21 protein-coding genes are annotated in these 25,704 nt (G+C 56.1%); 9 read left to right on the top strand and 12 right to left on the bottom strand.

The features are described from left to right. Window positions 1-7 precede the first annotated feature (7 nt). A complete protein-coding gene (locus tag HQL52_01130; protein ID MBF0368037.1) occupies window positions 8-2,026 on the top strand; it encodes a tetratricopeptide repeat protein in 2,019 nt (672 codons plus the stop codon). A gap of 437 nt (window positions 2,027-2,463) precedes the next feature. Here HQL52_01130 and HQL52_01125 read toward each other — a convergent pair whose 3' ends face one another. The 6 genes from HQL52_01125 to HQL52_01100 form a co-directional block, all read right to left on the bottom strand. After that, the gene (locus tag HQL52_01125; GenBank protein ID MBF0368036.1) at window positions 2,464-2,784 is read right to left on the bottom strand and encodes a hypothetical protein; all 321 of its coding nucleotides are present in this window, start codon (window positions 2,782-2,784) and stop codon (window positions 2,464-2,466) included. A 90-nt stretch (window positions 2,785-2,874) separates the two neighbouring features. Then, on the bottom strand, window positions 2,875-3,747 hold the full coding sequence (locus HQL52_01120; protein ID MBF0368035.1) for a hypothetical protein: 873 nt from the start codon (window positions 3,745-3,747) through the stop codon (window positions 2,875-2,877). A gap of 112 nt (window positions 3,748-3,859) precedes the next feature. Next, window positions 3,860-4,174, bottom strand: a complete 315-nt coding sequence (locus HQL52_01115; GenBank protein ID MBF0368034.1) for a hypothetical protein — start codon at window positions 4,172-4,174, stop codon at window positions 3,860-3,862. A 183-nt stretch (window positions 4,175-4,357) separates the two neighbouring features. Then, complete coding sequence (locus HQL52_01110; GenBank protein MBF0368033.1) at window positions 4,358-5,746, bottom strand: glutamate--cysteine ligase; 1,389 nt, start codon at window positions 5,744-5,746, stop codon at window positions 4,358-4,360. Between the two features lie 290 nt (window positions 5,747-6,036). Beyond that, the gene (locus HQL52_01105) at window positions 6,037-6,495 is read right to left on the bottom strand and encodes an NfeD family protein (protein ID MBF0368032.1); all 459 of its coding nucleotides are present in this window, start codon (window positions 6,493-6,495) and stop codon (window positions 6,037-6,039) included. Next, window positions 6,495-7,427 carry an SPFH/Band 7/PHB domain protein gene (locus tag HQL52_01100; protein ID MBF0368031.1) on the bottom strand — a complete coding sequence of 311 codons (933 nt, stop codon included), beginning with the start codon at window positions 7,425-7,427 and terminating at the stop codon, window positions 6,495-6,497. Before HQL52_01100 ends, HQL52_01105 begins: the two co-directional genes overlap by 1 nt. Before the next feature lie 139 nt (window positions 7,428-7,566). Between HQL52_01100 and HQL52_01095 the strand changes: the two genes are divergently transcribed. Then, window positions 7,567-9,102: an NAD-binding protein gene (locus HQL52_01095; protein MBF0368030.1), complete on the top strand. Its 1,536-nt coding sequence runs from the start codon at window positions 7,567-7,569 to the stop codon at window positions 9,100-9,102. Window positions 9,103-9,174: 72 nt separating this feature from the next. On the opposite strand, the gene argB is transcribed toward HQL52_01095, so the two are convergent. Then, window positions 9,175-10,059 carry an acetylglutamate kinase gene (gene argB, locus HQL52_01090; GenBank protein ID MBF0368029.1) on the bottom strand — a complete coding sequence of 295 codons (885 nt, stop codon included), beginning with the start codon at window positions 10,057-10,059 and terminating at the stop codon, window positions 9,175-9,177. Window positions 10,060-10,217: 158 nt separating this feature from the next. Here argB and HQL52_01085 point away from each other — a divergent pair, with 158 nt between their 5' ends. The 7 genes from HQL52_01085 (at window position 10,218) to HQL52_01055 (ending at window position 16,030) form a co-directional block, all read left to right on the top strand. Beyond that, a complete protein-coding gene (locus HQL52_01085; protein MBF0368028.1) occupies window positions 10,218-10,913 on the top strand; it encodes a TIGR04211 family SH3 domain-containing protein in 696 nt (231 codons plus the stop codon). Window positions 10,914-10,929: 16 nt separating this feature from the next. After that, window positions 10,930-11,679, top strand: a complete 750-nt coding sequence (locus HQL52_01080; protein ID MBF0368027.1) for a DUF1538 domain-containing protein — start codon at window positions 10,930-10,932, stop codon at window positions 11,677-11,679. A 4-nt stretch (window positions 11,680-11,683) separates the two neighbouring features. Further along, window positions 11,684-12,469 (top strand): DUF1538 domain-containing protein, encoded by a 786-nt coding sequence (locus HQL52_01075; GenBank protein MBF0368026.1) that lies wholly within the window; start codon window positions 11,684-11,686, stop codon window positions 12,467-12,469. A 4-nt stretch (window positions 12,470-12,473) separates the two neighbouring features. After that, window positions 12,474-12,821 carry a P-II family nitrogen regulator gene (locus HQL52_01070; protein ID MBF0368025.1) on the top strand — a complete coding sequence of 116 codons (348 nt, stop codon included), beginning with the start codon at window positions 12,474-12,476 and terminating at the stop codon, window positions 12,819-12,821. Between the two features lie 350 nt (window positions 12,822-13,171). Beyond that, the gene (locus HQL52_01065; GenBank protein ID MBF0368024.1) at window positions 13,172-13,579 is read left to right on the top strand and encodes a CBS domain-containing protein; all 408 of its coding nucleotides are present in this window, start codon (window positions 13,172-13,174) and stop codon (window positions 13,577-13,579) included. A 45-nt stretch (window positions 13,580-13,624) separates the two neighbouring features. Continuing rightward, window positions 13,625-15,241 (top strand): 4Fe-4S dicluster domain-containing protein, encoded by a 1,617-nt coding sequence (locus HQL52_01060; protein ID MBF0368023.1) that lies wholly within the window; start codon window positions 13,625-13,627, stop codon window positions 15,239-15,241. A gap of 423 nt (window positions 15,242-15,664) precedes the next feature. Further along, window positions 15,665-16,030 (top strand): hypothetical protein, encoded by a 366-nt coding sequence (locus tag HQL52_01055; GenBank protein ID MBF0368022.1) that lies wholly within the window; start codon window positions 15,665-15,667, stop codon window positions 16,028-16,030. A 152-nt stretch (window positions 16,031-16,182) separates the two neighbouring features. On the opposite strand, the gene HQL52_01050 is transcribed toward HQL52_01055, so the two are convergent. The 5 genes from HQL52_01050 to HQL52_01030 all read right to left on the bottom strand — a co-directional run bounded on the left by HQL52_01050 (window position 16,183) and on the right by HQL52_01030 (window position 25,577). Next, on the bottom strand, window positions 16,183-17,334 hold the full coding sequence (locus tag HQL52_01050) for a formylglycine-generating enzyme family protein (GenBank protein ID MBF0368021.1): 1,152 nt from the start codon (window positions 17,332-17,334) through the stop codon (window positions 16,183-16,185). 110 nt (window positions 17,335-17,444) lie between these two features. Then, window positions 17,445-19,070: a DUF3369 domain-containing protein gene (locus HQL52_01045; GenBank protein ID MBF0368020.1), complete on the bottom strand. Its 1,626-nt coding sequence runs from the start codon at window positions 19,068-19,070 to the stop codon at window positions 17,445-17,447. Between the two features lie 37 nt (window positions 19,071-19,107). Continuing rightward, a complete protein-coding gene (locus HQL52_01040) occupies window positions 19,108-21,912 on the bottom strand; it encodes a PAS domain-containing protein (protein ID MBF0368019.1) in 2,805 nt (934 codons plus the stop codon). Window positions 21,913-22,068: 156 nt separating this feature from the next. Further along, window positions 22,069-22,536 (bottom strand): rhodanese-like domain-containing protein, encoded by a 468-nt coding sequence (locus HQL52_01035; protein MBF0368018.1) that lies wholly within the window; start codon window positions 22,534-22,536, stop codon window positions 22,069-22,071. Between the two features lie 836 nt (window positions 22,537-23,372). Continuing rightward, window positions 23,373-25,577: a response regulator gene (locus HQL52_01030; protein ID MBF0368017.1), complete on the bottom strand. Its 2,205-nt coding sequence runs from the start codon at window positions 25,575-25,577 to the stop codon at window positions 23,373-23,375. Window positions 25,578-25,704 lie beyond the last annotated feature (127 nt).

Genomic DNA, 25,704 nt, shown 5'->3' with positions numbered 1-25,704 from the left:
CACATAAATGACCAGCCCAGCCCTCCCCATCTCCCTTTTGATCCTGATTGGCCTGCTGACGGGGCTCTTCCTTCAGCCTCCCCTGGGCATCACTGCCGATCAGCTTCCCCCCTCCACTGAAAAGAACCAGGCCCAACTCAACCGGGCATGGGAAAAAGTGCGACAAGCCCATCGCACCCTGGGGCCCCGTCACCTGGAAACCCTGGCCCCGCTGCTGGCGCTGGCTGACCTTTATCTGACCCTGGACCGCCCATCCATGGCCGAGCCCCTCTTGCAACAAGCGCTGAACATTCAGGAACGCCACTACGCCAAAACCGACCCCAAGGCGATGGACACCCGACTGAAACTGGTCCGGATCGACATCCAAAAAGGGCGTTATGGCCTTGTTGAACAACAGCTTAAACATCTTCTCGGTTGGTTAAAACCAACACTCGGTGCCCATCATCGGCTGGTAACCCTGTTCAACCGGGAGCTGGCCCGAACCCACCTTCATCAGGCCCTTGATTTACAGACCGACCCCCGGGCCCACACCAAGGTAATCACCCTTTTGCAGTCGGCACTGCCCATTCTGGAACGCCATCTGGATAGAGAGCTGGAGGAGGTCGCCCTGGGGAGCAAACTCCTGGCCGAACGCTATCTGGCAAGGGGAGAGATCTACCGGGCCGGATCCTATTTTAAAAAGACCCTGACGATCCGGGAAAAAGCCCATGGACGCAACCACCCCCTGGTCGCCCAATCCCTCCACGATCTGGGACGGTTTCACATGGGTCAAAAACGCTACAGCAAGGCCCTGCCCCACCTGCAACGAGCCCTCACCATCCAAAAAGCCCAACCCCATCCAGAGCTGCAACGTTGGGGGAAAATGCAATATGATCTGGCAGCGGCTTATATGGCCCAGGACAAATCAAATCAGGCTGCCAGCGCTCTGAGCGAGGCCCTGGAGGTGGAAAACCGCCGGTTGGTTGCCAACGACCTCCAAAAAGCCCGGGTTTTGATGAGTCTGGGTGGGCTGTTGCAAAAAAACAACCGCCCCCAAGAGGCTGCCCCCCTCCTCCTTCAGAGCAGACATATCGCTGAAAACCACTTTCGGGACGATGGTGCCGGGCTGATCCGCTGGCTTGAAAGCCCCACACCCTTCCCTAAACCCGAGAAAAGCAACACCCAGATGGCCGCAGCACTTTCCGGGTCCACCTTGGAGATTCAACAAAGCGCCGTCAGCACCCCCTCCAACAGCTTGACCCAAGAGCCTCCCCTGGTGGGCTGGACCTCACCGACAACCGCCCCCGGCGAAGAAAAAAAAGCTAAAAAAAACAAAGCTAATCCAGCCCAAAAAAAACCGGACATCAACTATACCCAAGAGCCCCCTCTGGTCGGTTGGCCCTCACCAACAGCCGCCCCCAGCCAGGAAAAACAGAGCAAAACAGCCCAAGCCAAACCAAAACCCACCATCAACTATGCCACAGAGCCTCCCTTGGTAGGCTGGCCCTCCCCTACCGCCGGGAAAGCCATCCCTCAGGCCAATAAACTCCCCGGGACCAAGGGAAAAGCAGCCGATCAAACACCATCCAAAAGTGTCCGCAACGGATCAAAGCAGCCAGCCATCCCCCCCGGCTCCTCCACGACGGTCAGCCAAAAATCGACCTCTCCCAAAATTCCCCTCACCACAACCGCTACGGCCCCATCAACCAGGCAAAACAGAACCAAAGGGACGACCACCGGAGCGGTTTCCAAGGTCACCACGCCCCCCTCTCCAGCAGCCACAAGCACGGTGGCTCTTGGGGTCAAGACCGGTTTTTTTGTGCCCATGGGCTGCTTTTCCACCCCGGAGTTTGCCGACGAAAAGCTGACCAAACTCATGGGCCTGGAAGTGCCCGCCTATAAAAAATCGGTTTCGGTCAAAGGCACCCCCATGAGTTGCCTCTACGGAGGGCCGTTTGACAGCCAGGAGAGCGCCAATCAAGGGGGAGATGTTGCCAAAAAACAGGGGATCATCAAATCGGTCATGATTCGCCGATACAAAAATTAAGTCCCCTTGAAAAGGCTATGGCCTTCCCATTTGAAAATGGGACACACGCCCAAGGGATCAGGACGGCAAAGCGGGATTGCAGGTACCATTTAGACCAATTCCAGCGCAACAGATGAGTCGAACAAAAAAACGGTTAGCCACAGAGGACGCAGAGAACACCAAAATCCAGCCAAAACCCGTGCCCGGTAGTGGTCGGAATATTCAGCTGTTTTTCATGCTTTTCCTCTGTGGCCTTTGTGCTCTCTGTGGCAGATTTTTCGGTTTTGAATGAAGCTCAAACGATGGCCTTAAGTTCATCGTTTGAACCAAAATTCATATTAGATGAAAGGCGATATAACGAAAAAAAGGCTTGGGGCGCAAAACGCCACCAAGCCTTTTTTGGATCCAAATTCAACCCTTCTTCCCGATTCATCATCCACCGGAAGAGGGCGCTGGAATCAGAGTTGATCCGCCACCAGGCTCAGGCCAGGCAGACGCCATGCCTTGCCGAGGAGCACTGAAACCACGCCGATCAGAGAGACCACGCTGATGAGTACCACTGAAACGCTGAAAAAGAAGCCTCCCACCACCGGCAGGTAGAGCCCAAAGATGGCGAGCACCCCCCAGATCCAGAGCACCAACCCCTGGCGCGCATGGAAATAGATGTATTCGTCATCCCGATGGAACATCAATGGAACGAGACAGAGAATGCTGAGATAGCTGAAGAGTGCCAGAATTTGCCCTCTTGCGCCTTTTTTTCTTTTCAGTGATTGCGCCATTATTTTATCCCCACCCACCAGTGTTTATATTGAGCTTTTATGGTTACCAACCGATCAGAAACCCCCCCCGACGTTTCCGTTTGATTTTTATTATTCTTTGTTGCTGTTCAGGTAGCTGTAGATTCCAACCCCCAAGGCAGCCAGAAGCCCCACCACAGCCACCGGTGCCATGGCAGAACCCAACCCCAAACCCAGCCCACTTTTACCGGACCAGACCGCTCCACCTGTCGCTGCGGTTTTGGCTGCGGCTCCAGTTCCCGTTGCAGCGGCCTTGGTGGCAGCGGCTGTTTTGGTCGCTGCCGCACCCTTACCAGCAACAGCAGCACCATTGCCGGCCATCACCCCACCGTTACCGGTCATGACGGTACCATTCCCCGTGATAAGAGCCCCTTTACCCGCGGCCTTGCCTTTGGCGGCCATGGCGCCAGCCTTGCCACCCCCGCCAGCCTTGCCTGCGGCGGCCTTGGCCACTTCCGGCGCTTCCCATTCGGCACCAGGGGGCAGATTGGCAGGCATGGTAGCCCCGGGGGCCACAGCTGCACCCGCCTTGGCACCCCCCGCTTTGGCCGCACCCGCTTTGGCCGCACCCGCTTTGGCTGCACCCGCTTTAGCACCGCCCGCTTTGGCTGCACCCGCCTTGGCACCGCCCGCTTTGGCACCAGCAGCGGCTTTGGCCCCTTCCGGTGCTTCCCATTCCACACCTGGCGGAAATGCTGCCGGAACAGCTCCTTTGGCAGCGGCACCCTTGGCACCCGCAGCCTTCGCTCCAGTTGCCTTGCCAGCGGCTCCTTTACCACCAGCCGCCTTGGCCCCGGCTCCCTGACCAGCAGCACCTGGGGTACCAGCTGCAGCCTTGGCTACTTCCGGCAACTCCCATTCAGCACCCGGCGGAATGGGACCCATGCCCGGGGGAAGCTGTACACCCGCTGCCTTGTTGGCTGCTCCAGCCGCTTTTGGAATCATGATACGCGCCTCCGAATAATCAAAGTCATTCCCACCAAAAAAAAAAAAAACGTTTTTAGTTATGTACCAGGCCACGAAAATGTGGCAGTCAAGGCCGCCTTTTTTTCAACCATCAACTCTGTGCAGGCTCTTCGATAGTTTTGGCGGCCACAGGGGGGACCGCTGCATCGGGTGCGGCGGTTTCTTTGATCAGCCAATATAGCCCTACCGTCAACACAGCCATCCCCAGGATGGGACCAAGGGTGGTCAACGCCACGCCAGCACCGCCGTTGAGAAGCCCGGTCTGGGCTTTGACCATGGCCACGGACTTGGCGGCTCCGACCTTGGAGAGCGTTACGGAGTTGGCTGTCTTCAGTTTGACCAAACCCGGTCCGGTCAGTTGTAACGAATCCTGGGCGGCCAGGGTAGTAATGACAGTCGTTCCCATATAGATGGCACTCCCGGTGATTGAAAACAAATCACTTGATAGCTTAAGACCTGGGCAATCATAGTGACTGGTGGCTGATTTTTCAACGTATTCGTGCCCCCCCTATCATTCCGGGGCTTTTTTTTCGCTTTCAACACGAAACCGTTCTCATTTACAAACGAAGAGCTGTTGAGTCAAAAGGGTTTAGCTACATTGAGCCAGGAACGAGTCAAACTCCTCTTCCCGAAAAATGGGATCCACCTGCCCTTGCCAGCGGCCATGAAAAGCCTCCAGCAAGCGCTCTGCCGGTGTGACACCACTCTCGGCAGTCTCCTCCAGTGTCTGGAGAAAAACCGCCTCATCACAGCCATCGGCATTGCGGCGATTGTGCATGTTAAGACCGGCCCGGGCATATTTAAGCACTTGGCGTGCCACCTCCCGGAGGGTCATACCCCCTGGAACCGGCGTCCTCAGCCCCAATTTGGGCACCATCCGATGGATCTCCTCCCGCTCCAGCAGGCTCCACCCCGAAACCAACTCCCACGCAGCCCCCATGGAGTCACCATGATACAAAAGCCCCTTCCAGAAAGCGGGCAGCGCGCAGAGAGTGGCGGAGTTACCGGCATCCGCTCCCCGAAATTCCAGATAGGATTTGAGCCGAACATCCGGAAAAAGGGTGGAAAGGTGTAGCGTCCAATCGGTCAATGTGGGCCGCTCTCCCGGGAGAGCTGGTAAACGTCCTGCCAAAAATTCCCCAAAAGGCACCCCCCCGGCATCCTGATATTGCCCACCCCGATAGCAAAACAGCATCGGCGCAGCCAACGCATAGTCGGCATAGGCCTCAAAGCCCATATTTTCCTCAAACACAAAGGGGAGCCAGCCGCATCGATCCGGATCGGTAAATCGCCAGATTTCCGCCCGCCAGGAGAGAAAACCGTTGGGTTGACCGTTGGTGAGGGGTGAGTTGGCAAAAAGCGCTGTGACCAGGGGTTGCAGGGCCATGGCCAGGCGAAATTTTTCCCCCATGTCCCGCTCGTCGGAAAAATCCATATTGGCCTGGACCGTGGCGGTCCGGGTCATCATCTCCAGGCTCAAACGGCCTTTTTTGGGCAGATACTCCCGCATCACCCGGTAACGCCCCTTGGGCATCCAGGGAATCTCTTCATAGGTGGATTTGGGTTGCACCCCGACCCCCAAAAAGGCGATATCAAGCCCCTGACAAACCACCCCCAGCTCCCCCAGGTGGCTGTTGATCTCCTCTTGGGTGTGGTGAATGGAGTCCACCGGTGCTCCGGCCAGCTCCAGCTGCCCCCCCGGCTCCAGGGTGATGGCGGCATCCCCTTTGGTGAGGGCGATGGGGAGCCCCTCCTCAAGCACCTGCTGCCAGCCAAACCGCTCGGCCATCCCCTCCAACACCGCCCGCACCCCGGAAGGGCCTTCATAGGGTATCGGGCGCAGATCCCGTTTGTTGAAACCGAATTTTTCATGTTCGGTCCCCACCCGCCATTGGGCTTTGGGTTTGCAGCCCGACTCCAGCCAGGCAATCAGGGGGTCGCGGGTGGTTATGGGATCAGAGAGGGAAAAATCTGGCATGTTGTTCCAAAAATTGCTCGGGTCGGGTGGCAACCCGATTCGCCGATGGGATGGATCCAATTCCAAGTGAATGCCCCCCCTCGGCAGACACCCCTGATTGGCAATAAATGTATTGAGTCGCTCTGAAAAAACAGGTCTACCCAAACATGCCGGTTTCCACCTCCGGGCTTGGCTCTGACCCGGGTAGCCGAATTTGGGCTCAACTCAAACAGCCCGGCAGTATGTCACACCCTACAGGGAATACCCAACGGACAAATGTCAATTTCATCTGACGCCAGACAGATTCAATCTCAAGCAGTTGGCGAAACCGCCTCCACCAACAGCAGCGTCCCCTTGGTGCCGGTCACCCGAACCTTGGCTCCGGAAGAGAGATCCGGGCCGGAAACTTTCCAGCCGGTGTCATCCACCCGAATGCGCCCCACACCATTTTCGATGGGTTCATCCAGGGTAAACACCCGTCCGATATATTGGGATCCCCGACGGTTCAGGGTGGGCTGATCGGTGGAGGTGGGGTTTTTTTTCAGATAACCGTGCCACACCCCGATGGAGGCGACTGCAAGCCCGGAAAACCAGAGCACCTGAGCCTTCCAGCCCATCTCCGGAAAGAGCAACAACAGCCCACCAACCAGGCCCGCAGCAATCCCCAGCCAGAGGAAAAAGACCGCAGGCACCAATATTTCCAGAATGATCAGGAGAACCGACAAAATCCACCAATGCCAGTGCTCCACTTGAGAGAGGAGGGATTCCATCACCTCACCTCAGGGCGCTGTTTGGAAAAAGCCTCCTTGGCTATTTCAGCAATCCCCCCCAGAGAGCCCAGGACGTTGGTGGCCTCCACGGGGAGGAAAATCACCTTTTGATTATCGGCTGAAGCGATCTTACCCAAGGCATCGACATATTTTTGGGCAACAAAATAGTTGATCGCCTGCACATTCCCCTTGGCGATGGCCTGGGAAACCATGTGGGTGGCCTTGGCCTCGGCTTCAGCCAGGCGCTCTCTCGCTTCAGCCTCCCGGTAGGCGGCTTCCCGATCTCCCTCGGCTTTAAGGATGGCGGACTGTTTTTCACCTTCGGCCTTGAGAATTTCCCCTTGCCGGAACCCTTCCGCCTCCAAAATCGAAGCCCGCTTTTCCCGCTCGGCCTTCATCTGCCGGGCCATGGCATCCACCAGATCCTTGGGCGGGGTGATGTCTTTGATTTCGATACGGGTGACCTTGACCCCCCAGGGATTGGTGGCCTCATCCACCACCGTGAGGAGTCGGCTGTTGATCTCGTCCCGTTTGGAGAGCAGCTCGTCCATATCCATGGAGCCCATGACGGTGCGGATGTTGGTCATGGTGAGGTTGAGGATGGCATAATCCAGATTGTTCACCTCGTAGGCGGCCTTGGGGGCGTCGAGAATCTGGAAAAAGACCACCCCGTCCACCCGGATCATGGCGTTATCTTTGGTGATCACCTCCTGGGAGGGAACATCCAAAACCTGCTCCATCATGTTGAGTTTTTGCCCCACCCGGTCAAAAATGGGGATAATCGCATTAAAACCCGGCACCAGGGTACGGGTATAACGTCCCCACCGCTCCAGGGTATATTCCCTCCCCTGGGGAACAATTTTGATACTCAGTGGCGCAACAATCACTGCCAACGCCAAGATAAAAACAACCAGTGTTGCCATGGCTTCCATGGTGAATTCCCCCTTTTTTTTCGAATTTCCCGATGACAAGAGCCCATGCAGGGTTCCGTTTCATCGCTGATATTGCTATAGGATATTGATATAGAGATATTTTTGCGACAATGAAATTCTTGGCAATGGATCCAGAACCATGACGGACTACCGACGCCGCAACAAAGTCAAGAGACTAGCTTACCATCTTTTGGAAGATCCCGATAGCGGAGCCCGCCACTACTTCAATGCCGGCATGATGCTGGTGGTGCTCTGCTCGGTGGTGGCCATGGTTCTGGAGGCGGAACCCGGCATCACCCAGGCGGAACAGGGTCTCTTCGATTATCTGGAAGATATCTTCATCGCCATCTTCATGACCGAATATATCCTGCGCTATTGGGTCTGCTCCGACTTCCGAGGGGACTATATCGCCGCCCAGACCCGGATCATTCGGCGCTTGCACGACCCCCATCCCCTCTATGTCAAGTGGCTCGCCTTTCGTGAGGCGATGATCCCCAAACTCAAATGGATGGCCGAACCCCTTTCGGTGGTGGATCTGTTGGCCATCCTACCGATCTTCCGCATGTTCCGACTCCTCAGGATCCTGCGAATCCTTCGGCTGCTCAAGCTCTTTCGCTACTCTCGCAGGCTCTCCTTTTTTAGCGACATTCTCCAGGAGCGCTCCTATGAATTAATGAGCCTTTTCACCGTCGCTGCAGTAACCTGGGGCATGGTGGCGGTGGCCTTTTATGTCGCCGAGCGGGGGGTCAACGAAAAAATCTCCACCATCTGGGAGGCGGTCTACTGGGCCATCATCACCATCACCACCGTGGGCTATGGCGATATCACCCCGGCCACCCCCACCGGGCAAGTGATCGCAGTACTGGGCACCCTGTTTGGAATGTGGGTCATCGTCTTCATGACCTCCATTATCGTTTCGGCCCTGACCGAACGCATCTTCAACTTGACGGAGCATCGCATGGAACGCCAGATAGAACGATTCAAGGACCACATCATCGTCTGCGGTCTGGACATGCTGGGCCGTTCGGTGTGCCGCACTCTGAAGGACGCAGGCATCCAATTTGTGGCGGTGGATATCAATCACGAACTGGTGGACGATGCCCAGCGGGAAGATTGGATCGCCATCCACGGGGATGTCACGGAAGAGGAGGTGTGGAGCCGGTTGGGGATCAAACGGGCCCGCAGCGTCATCAGCTCCCTGGTGGATGAGGCCGCCAACGTCTATATCATCCTCATGGTGCGGGAAGCCCAGCCCGACTGCTTTATCGTCACCTGTGGGGGGAGCAGCGATTCGGAACGCCGACTCAAGCGGGTGGGAGCGGACCGGGTCATCTCCCCCTTCCAGATCGGCGGCGCCCAGATGGCCAACACCGCTCTGCGTCCCACCGCCATTCAGTTTTTCGACATGGCCTTCAAACGGGATCATGTGGAGCTGGACATGGAAGAGGTCGCCATCGCCAAGGGCTCTACCTATGAGGGCAAACCTCTTAAAAGTGTCTATGCACGCCCAGAGTTTAACGAGGTCATCATCGTCGGCTACATGCCCACCGGTCCCGGCAGTGATATCCTCTTCAATCCCAAAGCCGACACCCAACTCAACGCCGGCGATATCCTGGTCTGCCTGGGACATGTGGACGACCTGGTCCGCTTTCGCCAAGCCTTGGAAGAGCGGTAGCCCCATAAAAAAGCCTGGAACAAACCTTCCCCTCTGTCAGACAGGGGGGAAGATATCCGGTTTTTTCAACACTCAAGTCAAAACTGTCCCGATGCCCTTATCGGTGAAGATTTCCAACAATAGCGCATGCTTGATCCGACCATCGATGATGTGGGCCGATGGCACCCCCTTTTTCAGGGCGTGCTGACAGGTTTTTACCTTGGGGATCATCCCCCCCGTGATGGTTTTGTCATTGATCAGCGTATCCGCTTTGTCTGAGGTCAGGCGGCTCTTCAGGCGGCCCTTTTCATCCTGGATGCCACGAACATCAGTCAGCAGCACCAGTTTTTCCGCCTTCAGCGCCACCGCCAGATGACCGGCCACTGTATCGGCATTGATGTTATAGGTCTCACCACTGCTCCCCACCCCCACCGGAGCCACCACCGGGATGATGTCGGAACGCTTGAACAATTCCAGCAGATTGGTTTCAATCCGCTCCACCGTGCCCACCCAGCCCAGATCGATGATTTCCGGCACTTCCGTGTCAGGCCCCCGGCGCACATGGGTGAGTTTTTTGGCTGTAATGGTGTGGCCATCCTTGCCGGAAAGCCCGGCTGCACGACCACCATTCAAGTTGATCAGATTGACGATATCCTTGTTGACCTTGCCCGCGAGCACCATTTCCACCACATTGATGGTCTCTTCATCGGTCACCCGGTGACCATCGACAAAATGGGACACAAGCCCCATTTTTTTTAAAAATGAACCGATCTGGGGTCCGCCACCATGCACTACCACCGGGTTGATGCCCACCTGGCGCATGAGGATAATATCCTGGGCAAAGGCATTTTTAAGCTCTTCGTTGACCATGGCGTGACCGCCATATTTGATCACAAAGGTCCGGCCATCAAACCGGCGCATGTAAGGCAAGGCCTCAATGAGAATATCGGCCTTGGCGATTTGTCCTTCCATGGTCATGGGTATTTTTCTTTCGACGGGTTGGTTTAGTGACGATTTTTTTTGCATAAGCTTTTGATGCTGTTTTACTCTTTCCCCGAAAGCCTCTGCAAGTCAACCGCCCCCAGAGGCTTAAACCTCCTTTATTCCCTGGCCGCAATCAGGAAGCAGGCACCTGAGTGATGATCAAACCGAGCACACTTTCCCAAAAAACGGCCTTTGGCTGGCTGGCCGTTATTCTGATTTTGACCTTGTGGCTACCCCAAAAGCTCCTGGCCGAAACCGACACAACGCCCCAGAGTGAACCTGAAAAAATCATCCGCTATGTCACCGATCAGTTCCGAATCACCATGCGCAAAGGTCCGGAAGCCACCTTTCGGGTGGTCAAGGTGATTCCCACAGGCACCCGACTGGAACTGCTGGAAAAGGGCAGCAACGGCTGGGATCTGGTGCGCACACGCAGAGGCCTGGAAGGCTGGGTGCTTCGGCGCTTTTTGATCGATGCCCCCCCGGCCCGGGAACGGATGGAAGAGGCGGAAAAGCTCCGTGAAGAGGCCTTGATAGAGCGGGATCGTCTGCAAGAAGAACTGGCTTCCCTTAAGACCCGATTGCAATCCCAGGAGGCCCTGGAAGCGGAACTCAACCAGATCACCTCCGCCTCCAACGAAGCCCTCACCCTGCGGGAGGATTATGCGGATCTCAACCAACGCTTCAAAAATATCACCGCTGAGCTGAAACAGGTCACGTTGGAAAAGGAAAACCTGGAAGGGCGTTCCGACACCCTGTTTCTGCTGGCGGGGGCTGGGGTTTTGATCCTCGGTTTCATTGGTGGCGCCATGCAGGGCCGCAGACGTCGCACCTACGATACCCTTTGAAAATCTCATCTTGAAAATCTCATTCGAACATCTCAGAGCACCCTTCAACTGGCTGACCGCAGCCGGGCGGGATCTGGTGCCCATCATTGTGGTGATCGCCTTTTTTCAGCTGGTGGTCCTGCAAAAACCCTTTCCCGATCTGGGGGAGGTGTTGGTGGGGGCTTTCATGGTGCTGTTGGGGCTGGCCTTTTTTGTTCGGGGGCTGGAGATGGGTCTTTTTCCCCTGGGGGAATCCCTGGCCCACACCCTCTCCCGCAAGGGAAGCGCCTTTTTACTCCTCACCTTTGCCTTTGCCTTGGGTTTTTCCACCACTGTGGCCGAGCCCGCCCTGATTGCTGTGGCCGACGAAGCCGCCCAGGTAGCCGCCACCGCCGGGGCCATTGCCGGGGATCTGGAAGCCCGGGAGTCCTATGCCTGGGGCTTGCGGCTGGCGGTGGCACTCTCAGTGGGAACGGCCATCACCCTGGGGGTGTTGCGCATCGTCCTGGGCTGGCCTCTGCGCAACCTGATCATCGGTGGCTATCTGGTGGTGGTGATCATGACCATTCTGGCCCCGGTGGAAATTATCGGCATCGCCTATGACTCCGGAGGTGTCACCACCTCCACCGTTACCGTCCCCCTGGTGACCGCTTTGGGCGTTGGACTTGCCAGCGATATCCGGGGACGGGATCCCATGGTGGATGGTTTTGGACTGATCGCCCTGGCCTCCCTGCTTCCCATGATCTTCGTCATGGGATATGGCATCCTCATTTTCGGTAAGGGGTGAGCAGATGTCCCTTCTCTGGCAGCTGTTAACCACCCTCTGGACCACCATCACCGATGTGGTGCCGATCCTGGCGCTGCTGGTGGGATTTCAAGTATTGGTCCTCAAGCGCACCATTCCCGATTGGCGACGGCAGGTGGTGGGATTTATTTATGTTCTATTGGGATTGGCCTTTTTTCTGGTGGGGTTGGAGCGCGCCCTCTTTCCCATCGGGCAGATCATGGCGGCTCAATTGACCGATCCTCTGTGGGTTTTCGGCACCGCCCAAGCCCCGGCCGTGATCTCCTGGCTCGATTATGGCTGGGTCTATCTCTTTGCCGCACTCATCGGTTTTTCCACCACCATCGCCGAGCCCTCGCTGTTGGCGGTAGCGTTAAAAGCCAACGAAGTCTCCCGAGGGGCGATTCATCCCACGGGACTGCGGGTAGCGGTGGCCCTGGGGGTGGCCATTGGTATCGCCTTGGGCGCTTTTCGCATCGTCAGCGGCCTGTCGCTGGTCTATTTTATCGTCACAGGATATGTCGTGGTGCTGCTCCAAACCTTTTTCACCCCCCCCATGATCGTGCCCCTGGCCTTTGACTCCGGCGGTGTGACCACTTCAACGGTGACCGTCCCCCTGGTTGCCGCTTTGGGGCTGGGACTTGCCAGCACCATACCGGGCCGAAATCCCATTTTGGATGGTTTTGGGCTCATTGCCTTTGCTAGCCTGTTTCCAATCATGTCGGTTATGGGTTACGCTCAACTGGTTCAGTGGCGGGCCAAGCGCGCCCGACTCTCAACAAGCAAGGAGTGAGTAGATGCGTTTCAAACTGGTGGTGGCTACAGCCCGAACCGATCTGACCAACATTATCGTCGATGCCGCCAAGGAAAAAGGGGCCACCGGCGCCACCATCATTCCGGCCCGGGGTACTGGCGTCAACGAGGCCAGAACCTTCTTCGGCCTCTCCCTGGAGATCCAGCGGGATGTGATGCTCTTTCTGGTGGAGGAGCACCTGACCAGGCCGGTGGTGGATGCCATTCAGGAGGCGGGTGAGTTTACCAAACCCGGCACCGGCATCGCCTTTGTCCTGGATGTGGAACAGGTAATCGGCCTGGAAAGCCAGATCCCCCGCTTCCAAAAAGAGGTCAGCCAACACTACTATTGAGGCTGACTGGAGCGGGTATTGTGGCTGGCTGGAGCGGGTATTGTCCCTGGCTGGAGCTGGATAGAATGATGGTTGCTCACAAAGCCTTGACGAAACCATTCAGCTGAAGCCATAGCGTTTTAACAGCTGTGCCCTAAGAGGCTGTTTGGTGATTGTGGATTGCGCCGCCCCGGCAAGGCAAAATCGCGCGGAAAACCGGGCGTACTCCAGTACGTGAGGATTTGAGCACGATTTTAACGCCGCCGCAGCAAGCAGGACGCAATCACCAAACAGCCTCTAATCACCGGGGAGCCCAGGGAGTGCCTGGCTCCTCTTGCCATCTTTGACCTTTAACACCTACCGAGGCCCCCATGTCGGAACAACGACAAATCATGACTGCCAAAGACTTGATGAAAGCTGGAGTCGTCACCATCGACGGCATGGCTACCGTACGGGAAGCCATGCGCAAAATGCGGGATAATAATGTCACCTGCCTGGTGGTCAAAAAACGCCACCCCAACGATGCCTGGGGGCTCATCGCCGTTTTGGATCTGGCCAAAGGGGTGATTGCCACCAACCGCAACCCCGACCAAACCCACGTCTATGAAGTGATGGCCAAACCCATCATCACCGTGCGCCCGGAGCTGGACATTCGCTATGTCGCGGGACTCTTCAGCAACCACCGCCTCAGACGAGCGCCGGTGGAAGATGGCAACGGTGATCTGATAGGGATGATTTCCCTCTCCGATCTGGTCTTCAAGGGTGCGGATATTCTCTAATCCGACCATCGTGGAGCGTGGCGTTGCCCTGAGTGCGGGTCGGATGTGAGTGAATCCCTGAACTATGACATCGTGGTGGTGGGTGCCGGGCCCGGGGGTTTGGCCACCGCCCTGGGCTTGCGCCGGAAGGATCCCCAAAGGCAGCTCTCCATCTGCGTTTTGGAAAAGGCCTCCCGCATTGGCGGGCATCTCCTCTCCGGTGCCCTCCTGGATGCCTCGATTCTCGAACAGCTCTTTCCCCAAGTCGACCCACCGCCTCCCCTGGATGCCCAAGTCACCCGGGAAGAGTTTCTCTTTTTAAGCCGCGACAACGCCCATCCCCTGCCCACCCCCCCACCCTTCAGCCACCTGGGCCACCACATGATCTCCCTGGGTCGCCTCTGCCGCTGGATGGGAGAGCGGGCAGAAGCGCTGGGGATCGATCTTTTTCCCGGTTTTCCCGCCCAGGAGCTGCTTTTTGACCATAACCGGGTCGTGGGGGTGCGTACTGGAGATCAGGGCCGGGATCGAACGGGCACCCCCAAAGCCGGTTTTCAACCCGGGATCGAGATCCACGCCAAGGTCACCGTGCTGGCTGAAGGGTGTCGGGGCTCTCTCACCACCCCCCTGATCAAACGCCTGGGGCTCGATGCCGGCCGCTCCCCCCAAACCCACGCTCTGGGTTTCAAGGAGCTGTGGGAGCTTCCCAAAGCCTCCCCGGGGCTTGCCGTGCACACCCTGGGCTGGCCCCTCTCCGGCACCGCCCACGGGGGAGGGTTTCTCTATCACCTGTCGGAAAACCGCCTCGCTCTGGGCATTGTCGCAGGCCTGGACTACCAAAATCCCTGGTTCGACCCCTTCGAAGCTTTTCAGAGCTGGAAAATTCACCCCCAGGTGCGAGCGCTCCTGCAAGGGGGGCGACCTTTGGGGTTTGGGGCCCGGACGTTGGTTCAAGGTGGCATCGGTGCCCTGCCCGCTCTGGCCTTTGATGGGGGGGTGTTGGTGGGGGATGGGGCGGGTTTTCTCAATGCCGCCAAACTCAAAGGGATCGGCCCGGCTATCCATTCGGGTTTGCTCGCGGCCAGAGGTATCGCCAAGGCTTTTGAAAATGAAGATTTTTCCAGGGAGGGGCTGCACCACTATGAGACCCTCTTCCAGGCCTCGCCCCTGGCCCGGGAGCTTAAAGCCGCCCGCAATATACGCCCCGGATTTCGCCAAGGGCTTTGGCTGGGACTCATCAACGCCGCCTGGGAAGCCCTGACCCAAGGCCACTCCCCCTGGAGTTGGCGGCTGAACAAAAAAGATCGGGAGCGGCTCAAAAGCGCCAAAAGCTCCCCTCCTCCACCCACCGCAAAGCCTATCCCCGGAATCAGCCACAATCGTTCCGCAGCCCTGGCCCTGAGCGGACTCCACCATCCACCGGAGCAGCCGTGTCATATTGTCGAACAAACGGCTCAAAAAACGACCGCAGCGTCCGATCCCGCCCGGTTTGCCCACCCCCAAACCCGTTTTTGTCCCGGCGGCGTGTTTGAGCTGGCCGAAACAAACGATGGCGCTCAACAGAGCCGAAAAACCCCTGACAACTGTCTTCACTGCAAAACCTGCGACATCAAGGATCCCCTGAAACGTTATCGCTGGACCCCACCGGAAGGGGGAAGTGGGCCGGACTATCGGGATCTTTGACCTCCTATATTGAAAACAGAACCGTTATTCCGCTTCCAACACCTCATCCTGCAAACAAAATTGACATATCGCAAAAACATTCACAAAAACACCGCACAAACACGCCATGAAGACAAAGTTTTTGTTTAAATTTCAACACCATAAAGCAAGCAAGAAAACAACGAAAACCCCGGATCATTTGCAATACAGCCCCAGGCAAATTAATATTAATTCACTGGGAGAAGCCTTGTGTTGCTTTACAAACAAACATAAACGCCCAGAACCTGTAAAAACCGTCCGTCCTCGGGGGAGGATCCCATTCCAGGGAAAGTATGTTTAAATTCTTTTAATACCTGGACGCCCTGGCAAGCCTTTGCACTCTCCTGGCATTGGATGCAAACGATCACACGCACACCACAAACAACTCATAACGGGGCACACCCGATGAAAATTTTCCAAAAAATAGTCGGACCCAAATCGAGATACGACAAATCCATCCCCTACCTCTACGAAGCCCGCTATCCCATCGAGGGCCTGGAGGGGACGTTTCATTCGTTTCATGCCGAAACGGTCTGCTCCCTGGTGGAACAGCTCCACCATACCGACATGGATCCAGCCAAAGTCCGGGTTTATGAGGTGTATCAGGATCAGGAAAAGGAGATCGAAAAAAAGTTTTGGCTCAACGAGAAGGGAGAGTGGCTCTTCAAACCAGAGATCTGCCGCTCTTTTGAGGAACACTATCCGGGCCACATCCACGAAAAATCGTGCTCATTCGAAGATCGGGACAAAACCGGCCACGGCCCCTACTGACTCTTTCCGGGAAGAGGGGCCAAATCTATCGCTCCCAACCACCCAGCATCCGGGTCGTTGGGAGTGAGGGGGTTGTATTGAAGCGTTTCAGGGTCACAGGATAGGGGTTGCAGCCCTCACAAAAGAGCGGTTGCCCCTCTATCCAGCAGGCTTCAGGGGCGCTGCATCAGCAGCCGAAAGCCCAACAAACGATCCCGATGGCCCGGGGGATAGCGATAACGCACTGTCGCCCCCACCTGCCGTGCACCGTCAAACCAGCTCCCCCCTCGATTCACCCGCGCTTCTCCCTGCCCGGGCCCCTGGGGATTGTGACGGGGGCTTTGGCCATAATAGTCCGCGCCATAGCGATCCCCCACCCACTCCCAAACGTTGCCGTTCATGTCGTGGAGCCCAAAGGCATTGGGCTGCAACTCGCCCACCGGGTGATGGGTCATGCCGGAGTTATCCATAAACCAGGCCACTTTTCCCAACGCCCCTTCCCCGCAAAAATCGGTATGGCGTCCTCCCGAGCGGCAAGCATATTCCCACTCGGCCTCGGTGGGTAGGCGATAGCGCTGGGCCGGTCCACGGCCATTCAAACGGCGGATAAAAAGCTGGGCATCGTTGAAGCTGACACTCTCTACGGGGTGGTCGTCGCCTATTTTAAAATAGGCCGGGTTGTCTCCCATCACCTGTTGCCACTGCCCCTGGGTGACCTCATGCTTGGCCAGCCAAAAACCATCTACGCACACTTCATGGGCTGGGGATTCATCGGTATATCCCCTATTGCGCCCCATTTGAAAACACCCCTTGGGCAGCTGGACGAACACCATACCGGTGACCGGATCCCGCCACTGACCCTCCACGCTTTTGGGCGAGGCAACAGAGGCCTGTACTGAAAGGGGGTTGAGCACCGGAGGGCGGCTTTTGCCACAATCCTTCTCCAACCGTTCGGCTTCAGCACGATTTTCATCCTGGGGCTGGGCTTTTTGGCGATATTTTTTCAGCTCCACCCGAGCCGCTTCCAGCTTTTCAGAGCGGCAAAGCACCTGGGCATAGTGAAAATGAAAAGAGGCCGGCGGTTCCACAAACCAAGCTCTGAGCAGTCGCTCCAGATCCTGGACGGTGGCACTCTCCTGGTTTTGGAACAGGTCACGGCGCTTGGGAGAGACCCTGGGCTGGGGAGAAAGATGCGGCGGCACAGCAAACATCCCCCCCACCTGGAGGGCGTCTGCCTCGGTCAGGAGGGGAGCCGCAACCGCACCCCCTCCCACGGATAAAAAAAGCCCCCCCGCCACCAGGATCCCCACACCCCATCGTTTCATCGCAACACCATTTCCACTGCCCGTATAGACCACCACCAACCCCGACCACCAAGCGCCATCACAGACACACGAGCGGGGCCACCAATCCTTAGCATATCATGCCCAACGGGCTAGGGAATCGGGGAATCTGCCGGAGCCTCCGACTCGGGGATTTCAGCGAAGGCTTTCTGGATATCGAGAAAGTCGGAAATGTTGGCCAGAAAAAGATCCACCAATCGGGGTTCGAAATGGCTGCCCCGCTCTTTTTTAATGAGATCCAACGCCTGAGCCGTAGACCAGGCCCTTTTGTAGGCTCTCTCATGGGTGAGGGCATCGAAAACATCGATCAAGGCGGTGATTCGGGCAAAAATGTGGATCTCCTCCCCCTTGAGCCCTGCCGGATAGCCGCTGCCGTCCCACTTTTCGTGATGCTGAGCACAGATGATCCCACCAGTGCGGATAATTTCCTGATCGTTGGATTCCAACACCTGATAGCCGATACGGGTATGATTTTGCATGGTTTGCCACTCGGTATCGGTGAGCTTGCCGGGTTTGTTCAAAATAGCGTCCGGGATGCCGATCTTGCCCAGATCGTGCATGGGAGAGGCGATCCAGATCATCTCCACCTCATCCGCAGAAAGCCCGGCCAACTGAGCCAGCAATCGGGAGCTTTCCGCCACCCGGCGCACATGCTGCCCCGCCTCCTCACTTCGGGCCTCAATAATCTCCCCCAGGGTAAAGGTGACATCCTTCTGGGTTTTGGAGATGGCGCGATTGAGAAACAGCTGCTCAAAAGCCGAAGCGATACTGGATGAAAAAACCTCGATCAGATCCCGATCCACCTCGTTCAGCTGCCGATGGCCCCGGAGATAGATCAAATTTTCCATGCCGTTGCGGGTCTGGAAAAAGCCCAGATAATCCCGTTCGGTAAAAACCGAACGCTTTTCCCCCTCGGCGCGTTTGACGATGGCCATCACCTCGGGGCCGACCGTCTCGCTGACCGGCGCTCCGACAGAGCCTTCATATTTGCCAAAAGCGGCATAAATGTTAAGCAAACCGTGTTTTTCGGTAGCAGCAAAACATTCGACGGGATAGTCGGAACCCTTCCCATCGTCATGACTGATGAGAGCCGCCAGCTGGGTGAGGATGCCGGTAGCGAGCTGGCCCAGGGAGTTGGGTTCGTAGAGACGGCTGGTGGCTTGGATGATTTTTTTCAGGCCCACCCGGGTATTTTCGATGGTGCGCAGCAGGTTGAATGCTCTCAGACACGAGGTGACCGAGGTGATGAGCTTTTGGCTGCTCATGGACACCTTGTCCTTGTAGTCGTCGATATCAAAATTGGCAATCACGTGGGATTCCGGGGCACTGCCCGGTTGGCCGGTGCGCAGAATAATCCGGATAAAGGGGTTTTTCAGCTCTTCCCGGACATGGCGGACCACCTCCAGCCCCTCCTGGTCACTCTCCATCACCACATCCAGCAGGAGAATGGCCGTGTCGGGGTGTTCCATGAGCAAGCGTCTGGCGTCTGCGCCGGAATAGCCGTTGATAAACTGCAAAGGCCGACCCTGGAAGCGCATTTTTTTCAGCACCATTTGGGTCAAAGGGTGCACATCGGGGTCGTCGTCGATGACTAAAACTTTCCAGGGGTGTTGGAAATCATCGTTTTTACCACCCCCTTCTTCTCTCCCAGCCCCACCTTCCTCCCCCACGGTCATTTTTCCATCCAGGGGAAACAACAGATCCACCTCGTCCGTCACGTAACCACTCCTTGAACAGGAAATTGTTTGAAACTTATTAAACTTGTTTCGGAAATTGAATCAAGAACCGGACCCCTTCTCCGGGGCCACTGTCACAGTGCAAGGTGCCGTTCAGTCGCTGGGTCACCAGATTGAAAACAATGTGCATCCCCAATCCACTCCCGCCCTTATTGCGGTTGGTGGTAAAAAATGGCTCATACATGCGTTTCAAGGTGTTGGCATCCATCCCCTGACCGTTATCGGTATAGCTTAGGGAGATGGTTCCATTATCTGAAACCGCCTCCAGGCAAATCTCGCCGCTCTCTTTTCCATCAAACCCATGGTCAAGAGAGTTCATGATAAGATTAGTGACAATCTGTGACAAGGCCCCGGGATAATTTTTCACCTCTACCCCCTCCGGACAGATAACCGCCACCTTGTGATCACTCTTTTTCAGTTCGGGACGCAGGCTTAAGAGAATTTCATCCAGATAGAGGCCGAGATCAAAGGTGCGTTTTTCCTGACTGGTTTGATCCACCGCCACCGCCTTGAAGCTCTGGATCAGCTCTGCGGCCCGTTTGAGGTTGTTGATGATCAACTCCGAGGCCCCCTCCACCTCGTCCAGATAAACCACCAAATCAGCCCGGGCCAGTGTTCCTTCCTGAAGTTTATCCAAAAACCGCTTGGTTTCAGTCTCCAGATGAGTGGCGGAGGTGTAGCTGATACCCACCGGGGTTTTGATTTCATGGGAGATCCCGGCCACCAGCCCCCCCAGGGCCGCCATCCGCTCGGAGCGCACCAGTTGATCCTGGGCCTCCTTCAGTGATTCCACATATTCCTGTAGCTCCAGGGTGCGCTCTTGAACCCGCTCTTCCAGGCTGACGTTCAGGGTGCGCATGTTTTCCTCAGCCCGCCCTCTTTCGATGAGGCTGGCAATGGAGTTGCCCACCGCCTTGAGCAGATCCTCCTCCTCTGGCTCCCGGATGTGGCCATCTTCCAGGTAGAGAGTCAACACCCCAATCAGGCGCTGACCAGTGACCAGAGGCACCACATAATGACCATGGGGGGCCATATCCGGGAAGGTGGTGTCGTGACGATCATCTACATGTGCCGCATGGATGACCCGCCTTTCCAGGGCAGCACGACCACAGAGACAGTGACCAAAGGGCAAGCGGGCGCATTGGGTCAACAACGCATCCGGCAATCCCTTTTGAGCCACCAGACGCAGCTCCCTGCTATCCTCATCCACCAAAAATATGGCCCCTTTGGATTGCACAAAAAGCCAGGGAATGGTGAGTACTTTTCCAAGGGCCCGGCCCAACTGATACTCCAGGGGGATATCTTGGAAGGAAATTTGGTAGATGGCATTGAGAACCATCTGAAAAGTGATGGAACGCTGGGTTCTTTTTTCATTTTCACTGCGCCGGGTGATATCCCGGAACACCACCACTGCCCCTTTGATTTCATCCCCCTCCCGAATGGGCGTGGAGGTATATTCCACCGCAAAGCTGGTGCCGTCCCGCCGCCAAAAAAGTTCATTATCCTTAAAATGGACCTGGCCATCCTGACTGGCGGCATGAACGGGGCACGCTTCTGCCGGATAGGGAGTTCCGTCGGGCCGGGTGTGATGAAGGAGGGCATGCTGGGGTTTGCCGATCAACTCCTCAGGCTCCCAGCCGACCATTTTGGCACCAGCGGGATTGATGAAGGTGGTATGACCTTCCAGATCGATACCGTAAATCCCCTCCCCGGCCCCCTCCAACAAGAGTTTGTTCTGTTGACTCAACGCCTGGAGATCAGATTGAGCCTGTTTGCGTTCAACCACCTCCCGCTCGGCAGCCTCCTTGGCTCTGGTAAGGCGCTCCCGGCTCTCCTCAATCGTCTGGCTGAGAGCACGGATCCCCTGATCAATGCGCTGCAATTCATCCGGGTTGGCCACCGTCTGCCCATGATCCAAAGCCCGCCCCTGGGAAATCCAGTGGAGCATGTCGAGGATGGATCCGGTACGCCTGCCCAGCCAGATCAAAAAACGATAGATCAGAATAAGGGAGAGAAGAATCTGGCCGCTCAGAGTCAAAAAGGTAATCCGCTCCGATTTTTCAAAGGCCTTGTAAAGAACCGAAAGATTTTCGGTAACCGTGACCTGGGCGATGGGATGGCCTGCTGCGTTAGTGAGAGGATAGTGATATTCAGCCAGATGGTGCTCCCGCAGATGGTAGTGGCCACTCTGACCCTTCTCCCCATCCTTCCAAACCTCCAGCACGACATTATCCACCCCGACAATCGTGCTGAACTTCTTTAAAACCTGATCAAAATCAATTCCCTGCACCACCAGGTTATAGGGTTTTCCCGGGGCGTTGAAATAGGGGGAAACCTGCATCAGCCGGACTTGGCCGTCGGGAAATGTTTCCACCCCGAAAGCAGCCCGCTTTTCCCTGGCGACCTGCTCCAGGAGCGGAACGCTAAAATCGTCCAACCCGGCCCCCATCTCTCCCATGGCATAAAGAATTTTCCCTTGGCTCTCCTCCTGACGCCAAAAAAAGAGCACCTGAATCCCGTCGGAAACCTGGTTCCAAAGGTTGTCGGTATGGTTGGCGATGGTAGCGGCATCACCGTTTTTCAGGGATTGAATGAGGGGTTTGTTTTGCCGGATCAGGGTGGCGCTGAAGGAGAGAAAATCCCCCTTGGAGTGGATGATCGAATCCAGGGTGTTGGCATAATAGTCGTGCTTGGTGTGCAGGATCTGTTCGAAGTTGGTATCCTCCAAGGCAAAAATAGATGCCAGGGAGGTGATACCTACGACCAATAGTGGCAGAATTACAACCAGTAACAGCTGAGTGCGGAGGGTTGGTTTAAAGGCCATGTTATTAATTTTTTTATCAGCTATCGATCAACGGCCCGTTAAACAGACCCGGTTTATACATGCAACACTTGGTTTATTCATGGCTTGCACCATTTTCCTCAACCTGATCATCTTATTTTATCAGGCCGCAACTCTCGCGCCATGGCAAGCCGGATCCTACTCCATGGGCAACCCCAGGCGTTTCCAATCATTCATGCCTGCGCGATACCAAAGGATATTCAAAAACCCAATTTTTTCAAGAGCCAAAGCTCCCTTGCCACTCCGCCAACAATGCACCCCGTTACAAAAAACCACGATCCGCTGGCTGGGGTCGGCCTGATTGATATCAGGGCAGGATTTAAAATCCTGTAGAGTCTGCTCCACCTCTGAGGGGGAGAGTTCGGGTGCCCCTGAAGTGACCCGGCAGTTGATGGCCCCGGGGATGGTGCCATGCTGATAATCCGATCTTTTTCTGGCATCCACAAACAGGGTATCCCCCCCTTCCATCAGCTCAAGAACTTGTTGGGAATCCACCACCGGAATACCCTCCAGGATGAGAGGTACCTCGGGATGCTCACCGGCTTGAAGGGTGGTAGCCGAAAAAATCAAACCAAATACAACAACGATCCAGGCAAACGTTTTCATCCCCCACCTCTATGATTTTTTCGGCAAAAACGACATTCCTGAAAGGGTGTAATGCTGGTCGATCCAGCACTCTTAATTCTTTAACAAATCCAACCTCAACATTTAACGCAAGAACTGTTTTTATCATTAAAGAAAAAAATCATCTGCAAATGCGCGCTTCATCCAAGCTATTTTGGCCTCCCAATCGGCAAAGCCAGAAAACAGGGGCTTATAATCGATGGGGGATACCCCATTTACGTAACATAGCTGAATCACCTCCAAAACGCACGCTCCAACAAAACAACAATTTCAAAGAACCGACACCCCAACAGCTCATTGTGATATAACCCAGACAGAATAAAACACGCCTCTGCCGTGCAGTCGACAACCCCTCTTTAATATAATTTAAGGGTTTTTTTGAGCATTCACGACCCCATCTATAGAACAAACATGATAGAGTGATGGGGAAAATCATGTTGCCATCGGTCCTGGCCAGCCAAGCGTAGTTCGATACCGACAACTGAGGGCCGACATCTGAGGGGATCCCCAATCCATAATCCTAAATCCGGCAGTTGGGCGTACGTACATGCCCCAGCCTCTTGATCCACCAGGCAAATCGGGAGAAAGTCTTGTGACCAATAAGGTGACAGCGATTTCTCCCAATTCACTATGCGAACCAATATTCTGCACCAGCCACACACGCCCAACTGCCGGATTTAGGATAATCAGAAGCGATCAGGCGGCTATGGGAGAGCAAGGAAAGATCGTCGTCGTTTGGGAGGGTAGCGGCATCTACCAGCAGAAAGCGGCAAATACCGGTAACGGATCAAAATATCCAGAAGGAAAAAACAGCCCCTTCACCGGGAGGAGTCCGCCATGGCCTTTTCCAGAGATTGCATCAAGCTCACCAGATTTTTCAGATGCATCGCCTCTTTTTCCACCCGTTCCATCCGGGCAGCCATCACCAGGCGCAAACCCTCTCCCTTCACCTGCACCGCCCCCACCTCCTGGGCTGCTTTCTTGAATTTTTGCGCTTCTGCCTCCAGTCGGCCATGGTTGCGATCTTCCAGGGCCATTGCCATCATTTCCAAAGAGAGGGCCGCCCGCTCCAAAAAGAGTTCCCGCGCCTGACGCAGAGAGGAATCCTCCACTGGCGGGGAAAAAAGCGGCCCCTTGGGCAAGGTTGGCCGAGGGCTCTTTTGAACATCTGCCGACATCTCCCGCTTGGCAGAGCTCCCCATCACCCGACGGATCTCCTGAAGCAGCGCACCGCCCTTGAAAGGCTTGGCCAGACAACCATCAAAACCAGCTGCAAGCGTGGCTTCCCGGTCCTCTTTCCGGACATGGGCCGTCACCCCCAAAATGGGAATTTTCGGGTTGAGTCCAGGGATATCCCCCTTGCGAATGGTGCGGGTCAGGGAAATCCCATCCATCTGGGGCATGGCCAGATCCAGCAAAACCAGGTCGAAGGTTTCCCGCTCCAACATTTCCAGGGCCTCCTGGCCGTTCCAGGAGCACACCACCGAATGCCCCCCCTGCCCCAACACCTCCTGAATGACGGTCTGGTTGCGCGGATCGTCATCTACGCTGAGAATCCGCATGGGGGGTAATGGTTTGCCGGAGACATCCGACTCACTCCCCCCCTCACCGGAAAGGGAGATGGAGCGGCCCAAAGCGCCATTAATGGTCCGCAAAAGGGTATCCCTTCGAATGGGTTTGACCAGGCTTGCGGAGATATCCATCTTGCGAAATTCAGGAATGTCGGTGGGGCGGTGCCGGGTGGGGAGCATGACGGCGGTTTTCCAAACCCAATCGGGATTGTGGCGTATCCGATCAGCGATGGCGAAGCCTCCGATATCGGGCATGCGGCAGTCGAAGAGCACCAGATCAAAAGGCCGCCCCGCCCGCCAGGCGTTACGCAGGGAGGTGAGTACATCCCGCCCGCTTTCCACTGTAGAGATAACAGCGCCACACATGGAGAGCAGACGCCTCAAGCGCTGACGATCAGAATCCGAACAGTCCGCCAGCAATATCCGCATGCCGGTGAGGTCCGCTTCCTGGGTGAAAAAGGATTTTTTACTCACCGAATGGTCCAGCTTCAAGGGCAGCATAAAGTGAAAGGTGCTTCCCTCTTCCGGCACACTCTCCAACCACATCCGCCCCCCCATGAACTCCACCAACTGGTGAGACATGGAGAGCCCCAACCCCGATCCACCAAACCGCCGGGTGGTACTCCCTTCCACCTGGACAAAGCTTTGAAAAACCGTGGTCCACTTATCCTTGGGGATGCCGACCCCGGTATCGGCTACCTGGAAATGGAGCCAAACCGGTGGATCATCCGATGGTGGGGTGTCGGGCTTGGGGGAGGGTTGTTCTTCCGCCAACCCCACCTTCAGCACCACCTCTCCCACCTGGGTAAACTTGATGCCGTTATCGAGCAGATTGCGTAAAATTTGGCCCAGCCGCATCGGATCCCCCAGAAGATATTGGGGCACGGTGGGGTCTACGGAAAAGACCAGAGCGAGATTTTTACGATGGGCCAGAGGGGCCAGATTTTCACTGACATGCTCCACCACCTCTTGCAGCTTGAAACCGCAGTGGTCGAGCTTCATCCGCCCCGCCTGGAGTCGGGAATAGTCCAGAATACCGTTCAGGGTGGAGAGAAGGGCGTCCGCCGATTGCTGGACTATTTCCAGATATTGCCGTTGATCCAGATCCAACTCAGTGGCCAAAACCAAATCACTCATTCCCACGATGGCGTTCATGGGGGTGCGGATTTCATGGCTCATGTTGGCTAAAAATTCTTCTTTGAGACTCTGCGCCTCAGCGGTCTCCTTGCGGGCTTGGGCGGTCTCCTTGCGGGCCTCGTTCAACGCCTCTTCCAAGCCGCTGCATCTTTCAAGCAATCCCCGACAAACCTCCAGGAGGGCATCATGGGATTGGGCCAAAGGGTGAACTTCTCCCTCTCCCCGACTCCGGAGCCGCCGACCGGCAGCGAGAACAGCCCTCTCCTGCTCGAAATCATCCTTCACATCCATATCGATCCAATCCAATGCTGACACAACATCCAATCAAACGGCCCCACTATCCCCCCAAAAATAATTTTATACAATGATCGTTCCCGACTCGACCCCTCAAAAAAAACCTGCAACAGATGTCTCTATCTCGCACCCGGCCAGAAGATCGATG

The organism is Magnetococcales bacterium, from assembly GCA_015232395.1.
Taxonomy (GTDB): Bacteria; Pseudomonadota; Magnetococcia; order Magnetococcales; family JADFZT01; genus JADFZT01.
The sequence above is the reverse complement of the archived record's forward strand: the minus strand, read 5'-3'. Positions and strand labels throughout refer to the sequence as shown.

Coding starts and splice junctions, on each gene's coding strand:
- HQL52_01130 (MBF0368037.1), top strand. CDS start 8: ATGACCAGCCCAGCCCTCCCCATCTCCCTTTTGATCCTGATTGGCCTG.
- HQL52_01125 (MBF0368036.1), bottom strand. CDS start 2,784: ATGGCGCAATCACTGAAAAGAAAAAAAGGCGCAAGAGGGCAAATTCTG.
- HQL52_01120 (MBF0368035.1), bottom strand. CDS start 3,747: ATGATTCCAAAAGCGGCTGGAGCAGCCAACAAGGCAGCGGGTGTACAG.
- HQL52_01115 (MBF0368034.1), bottom strand. CDS start 4,174: ATGGGAACGACTGTCATTACTACCCTGGCCGCCCAGGATTCGTTACAA.
- HQL52_01110 (MBF0368033.1), bottom strand. CDS start 5,746: ATGCCAGATTTTTCCCTCTCTGATCCCATAACCACCCGCGACCCCCTG.
- HQL52_01105 (MBF0368032.1), bottom strand. CDS start 6,495: ATGGAATCCCTCCTCTCTCAAGTGGAGCACTGGCATTGGTGGATTTTG.
- HQL52_01100 (MBF0368031.1), bottom strand. CDS start 7,427: ATGGAAGCCATGGCAACACTGGTTGTTTTTATCTTGGCGTTGGCAGTG.
- HQL52_01095 (MBF0368030.1), top strand. CDS start 7,567: ATGACGGACTACCGACGCCGCAACAAAGTCAAGAGACTAGCTTACCAT.
- argB (MBF0368029.1), bottom strand. CDS start 10,059: ATGACCATGGAAGGACAAATCGCCAAGGCCGATATTCTCATTGAGGCC.
- HQL52_01075 (MBF0368026.1), top strand. CDS start 11,684: ATGTCCCTTCTCTGGCAGCTGTTAACCACCCTCTGGACCACCATCACC.
- HQL52_01070 (MBF0368025.1), top strand. CDS start 12,474: ATGCGTTTCAAACTGGTGGTGGCTACAGCCCGAACCGATCTGACCAAC.
- HQL52_01065 (MBF0368024.1), top strand. CDS start 13,172: ATGTCGGAACAACGACAAATCATGACTGCCAAAGACTTGATGAAAGCT.
- HQL52_01055 (MBF0368022.1), top strand. CDS start 15,665: ATGAAAATTTTCCAAAAAATAGTCGGACCCAAATCGAGATACGACAAA.
- HQL52_01050 (MBF0368021.1), bottom strand. CDS start 17,334: ATGAAACGATGGGGTGTGGGGATCCTGGTGGCGGGGGGGCTTTTTTTA.
- HQL52_01040 (MBF0368019.1), bottom strand. CDS start 21,912: ATGGCCTTTAAACCAACCCTCCGCACTCAGCTGTTACTGGTTGTAATT.
- HQL52_01035 (MBF0368018.1), bottom strand. CDS start 22,536: ATGAAAACGTTTGCCTGGATCGTTGTTGTATTTGGTTTGATTTTTTCG.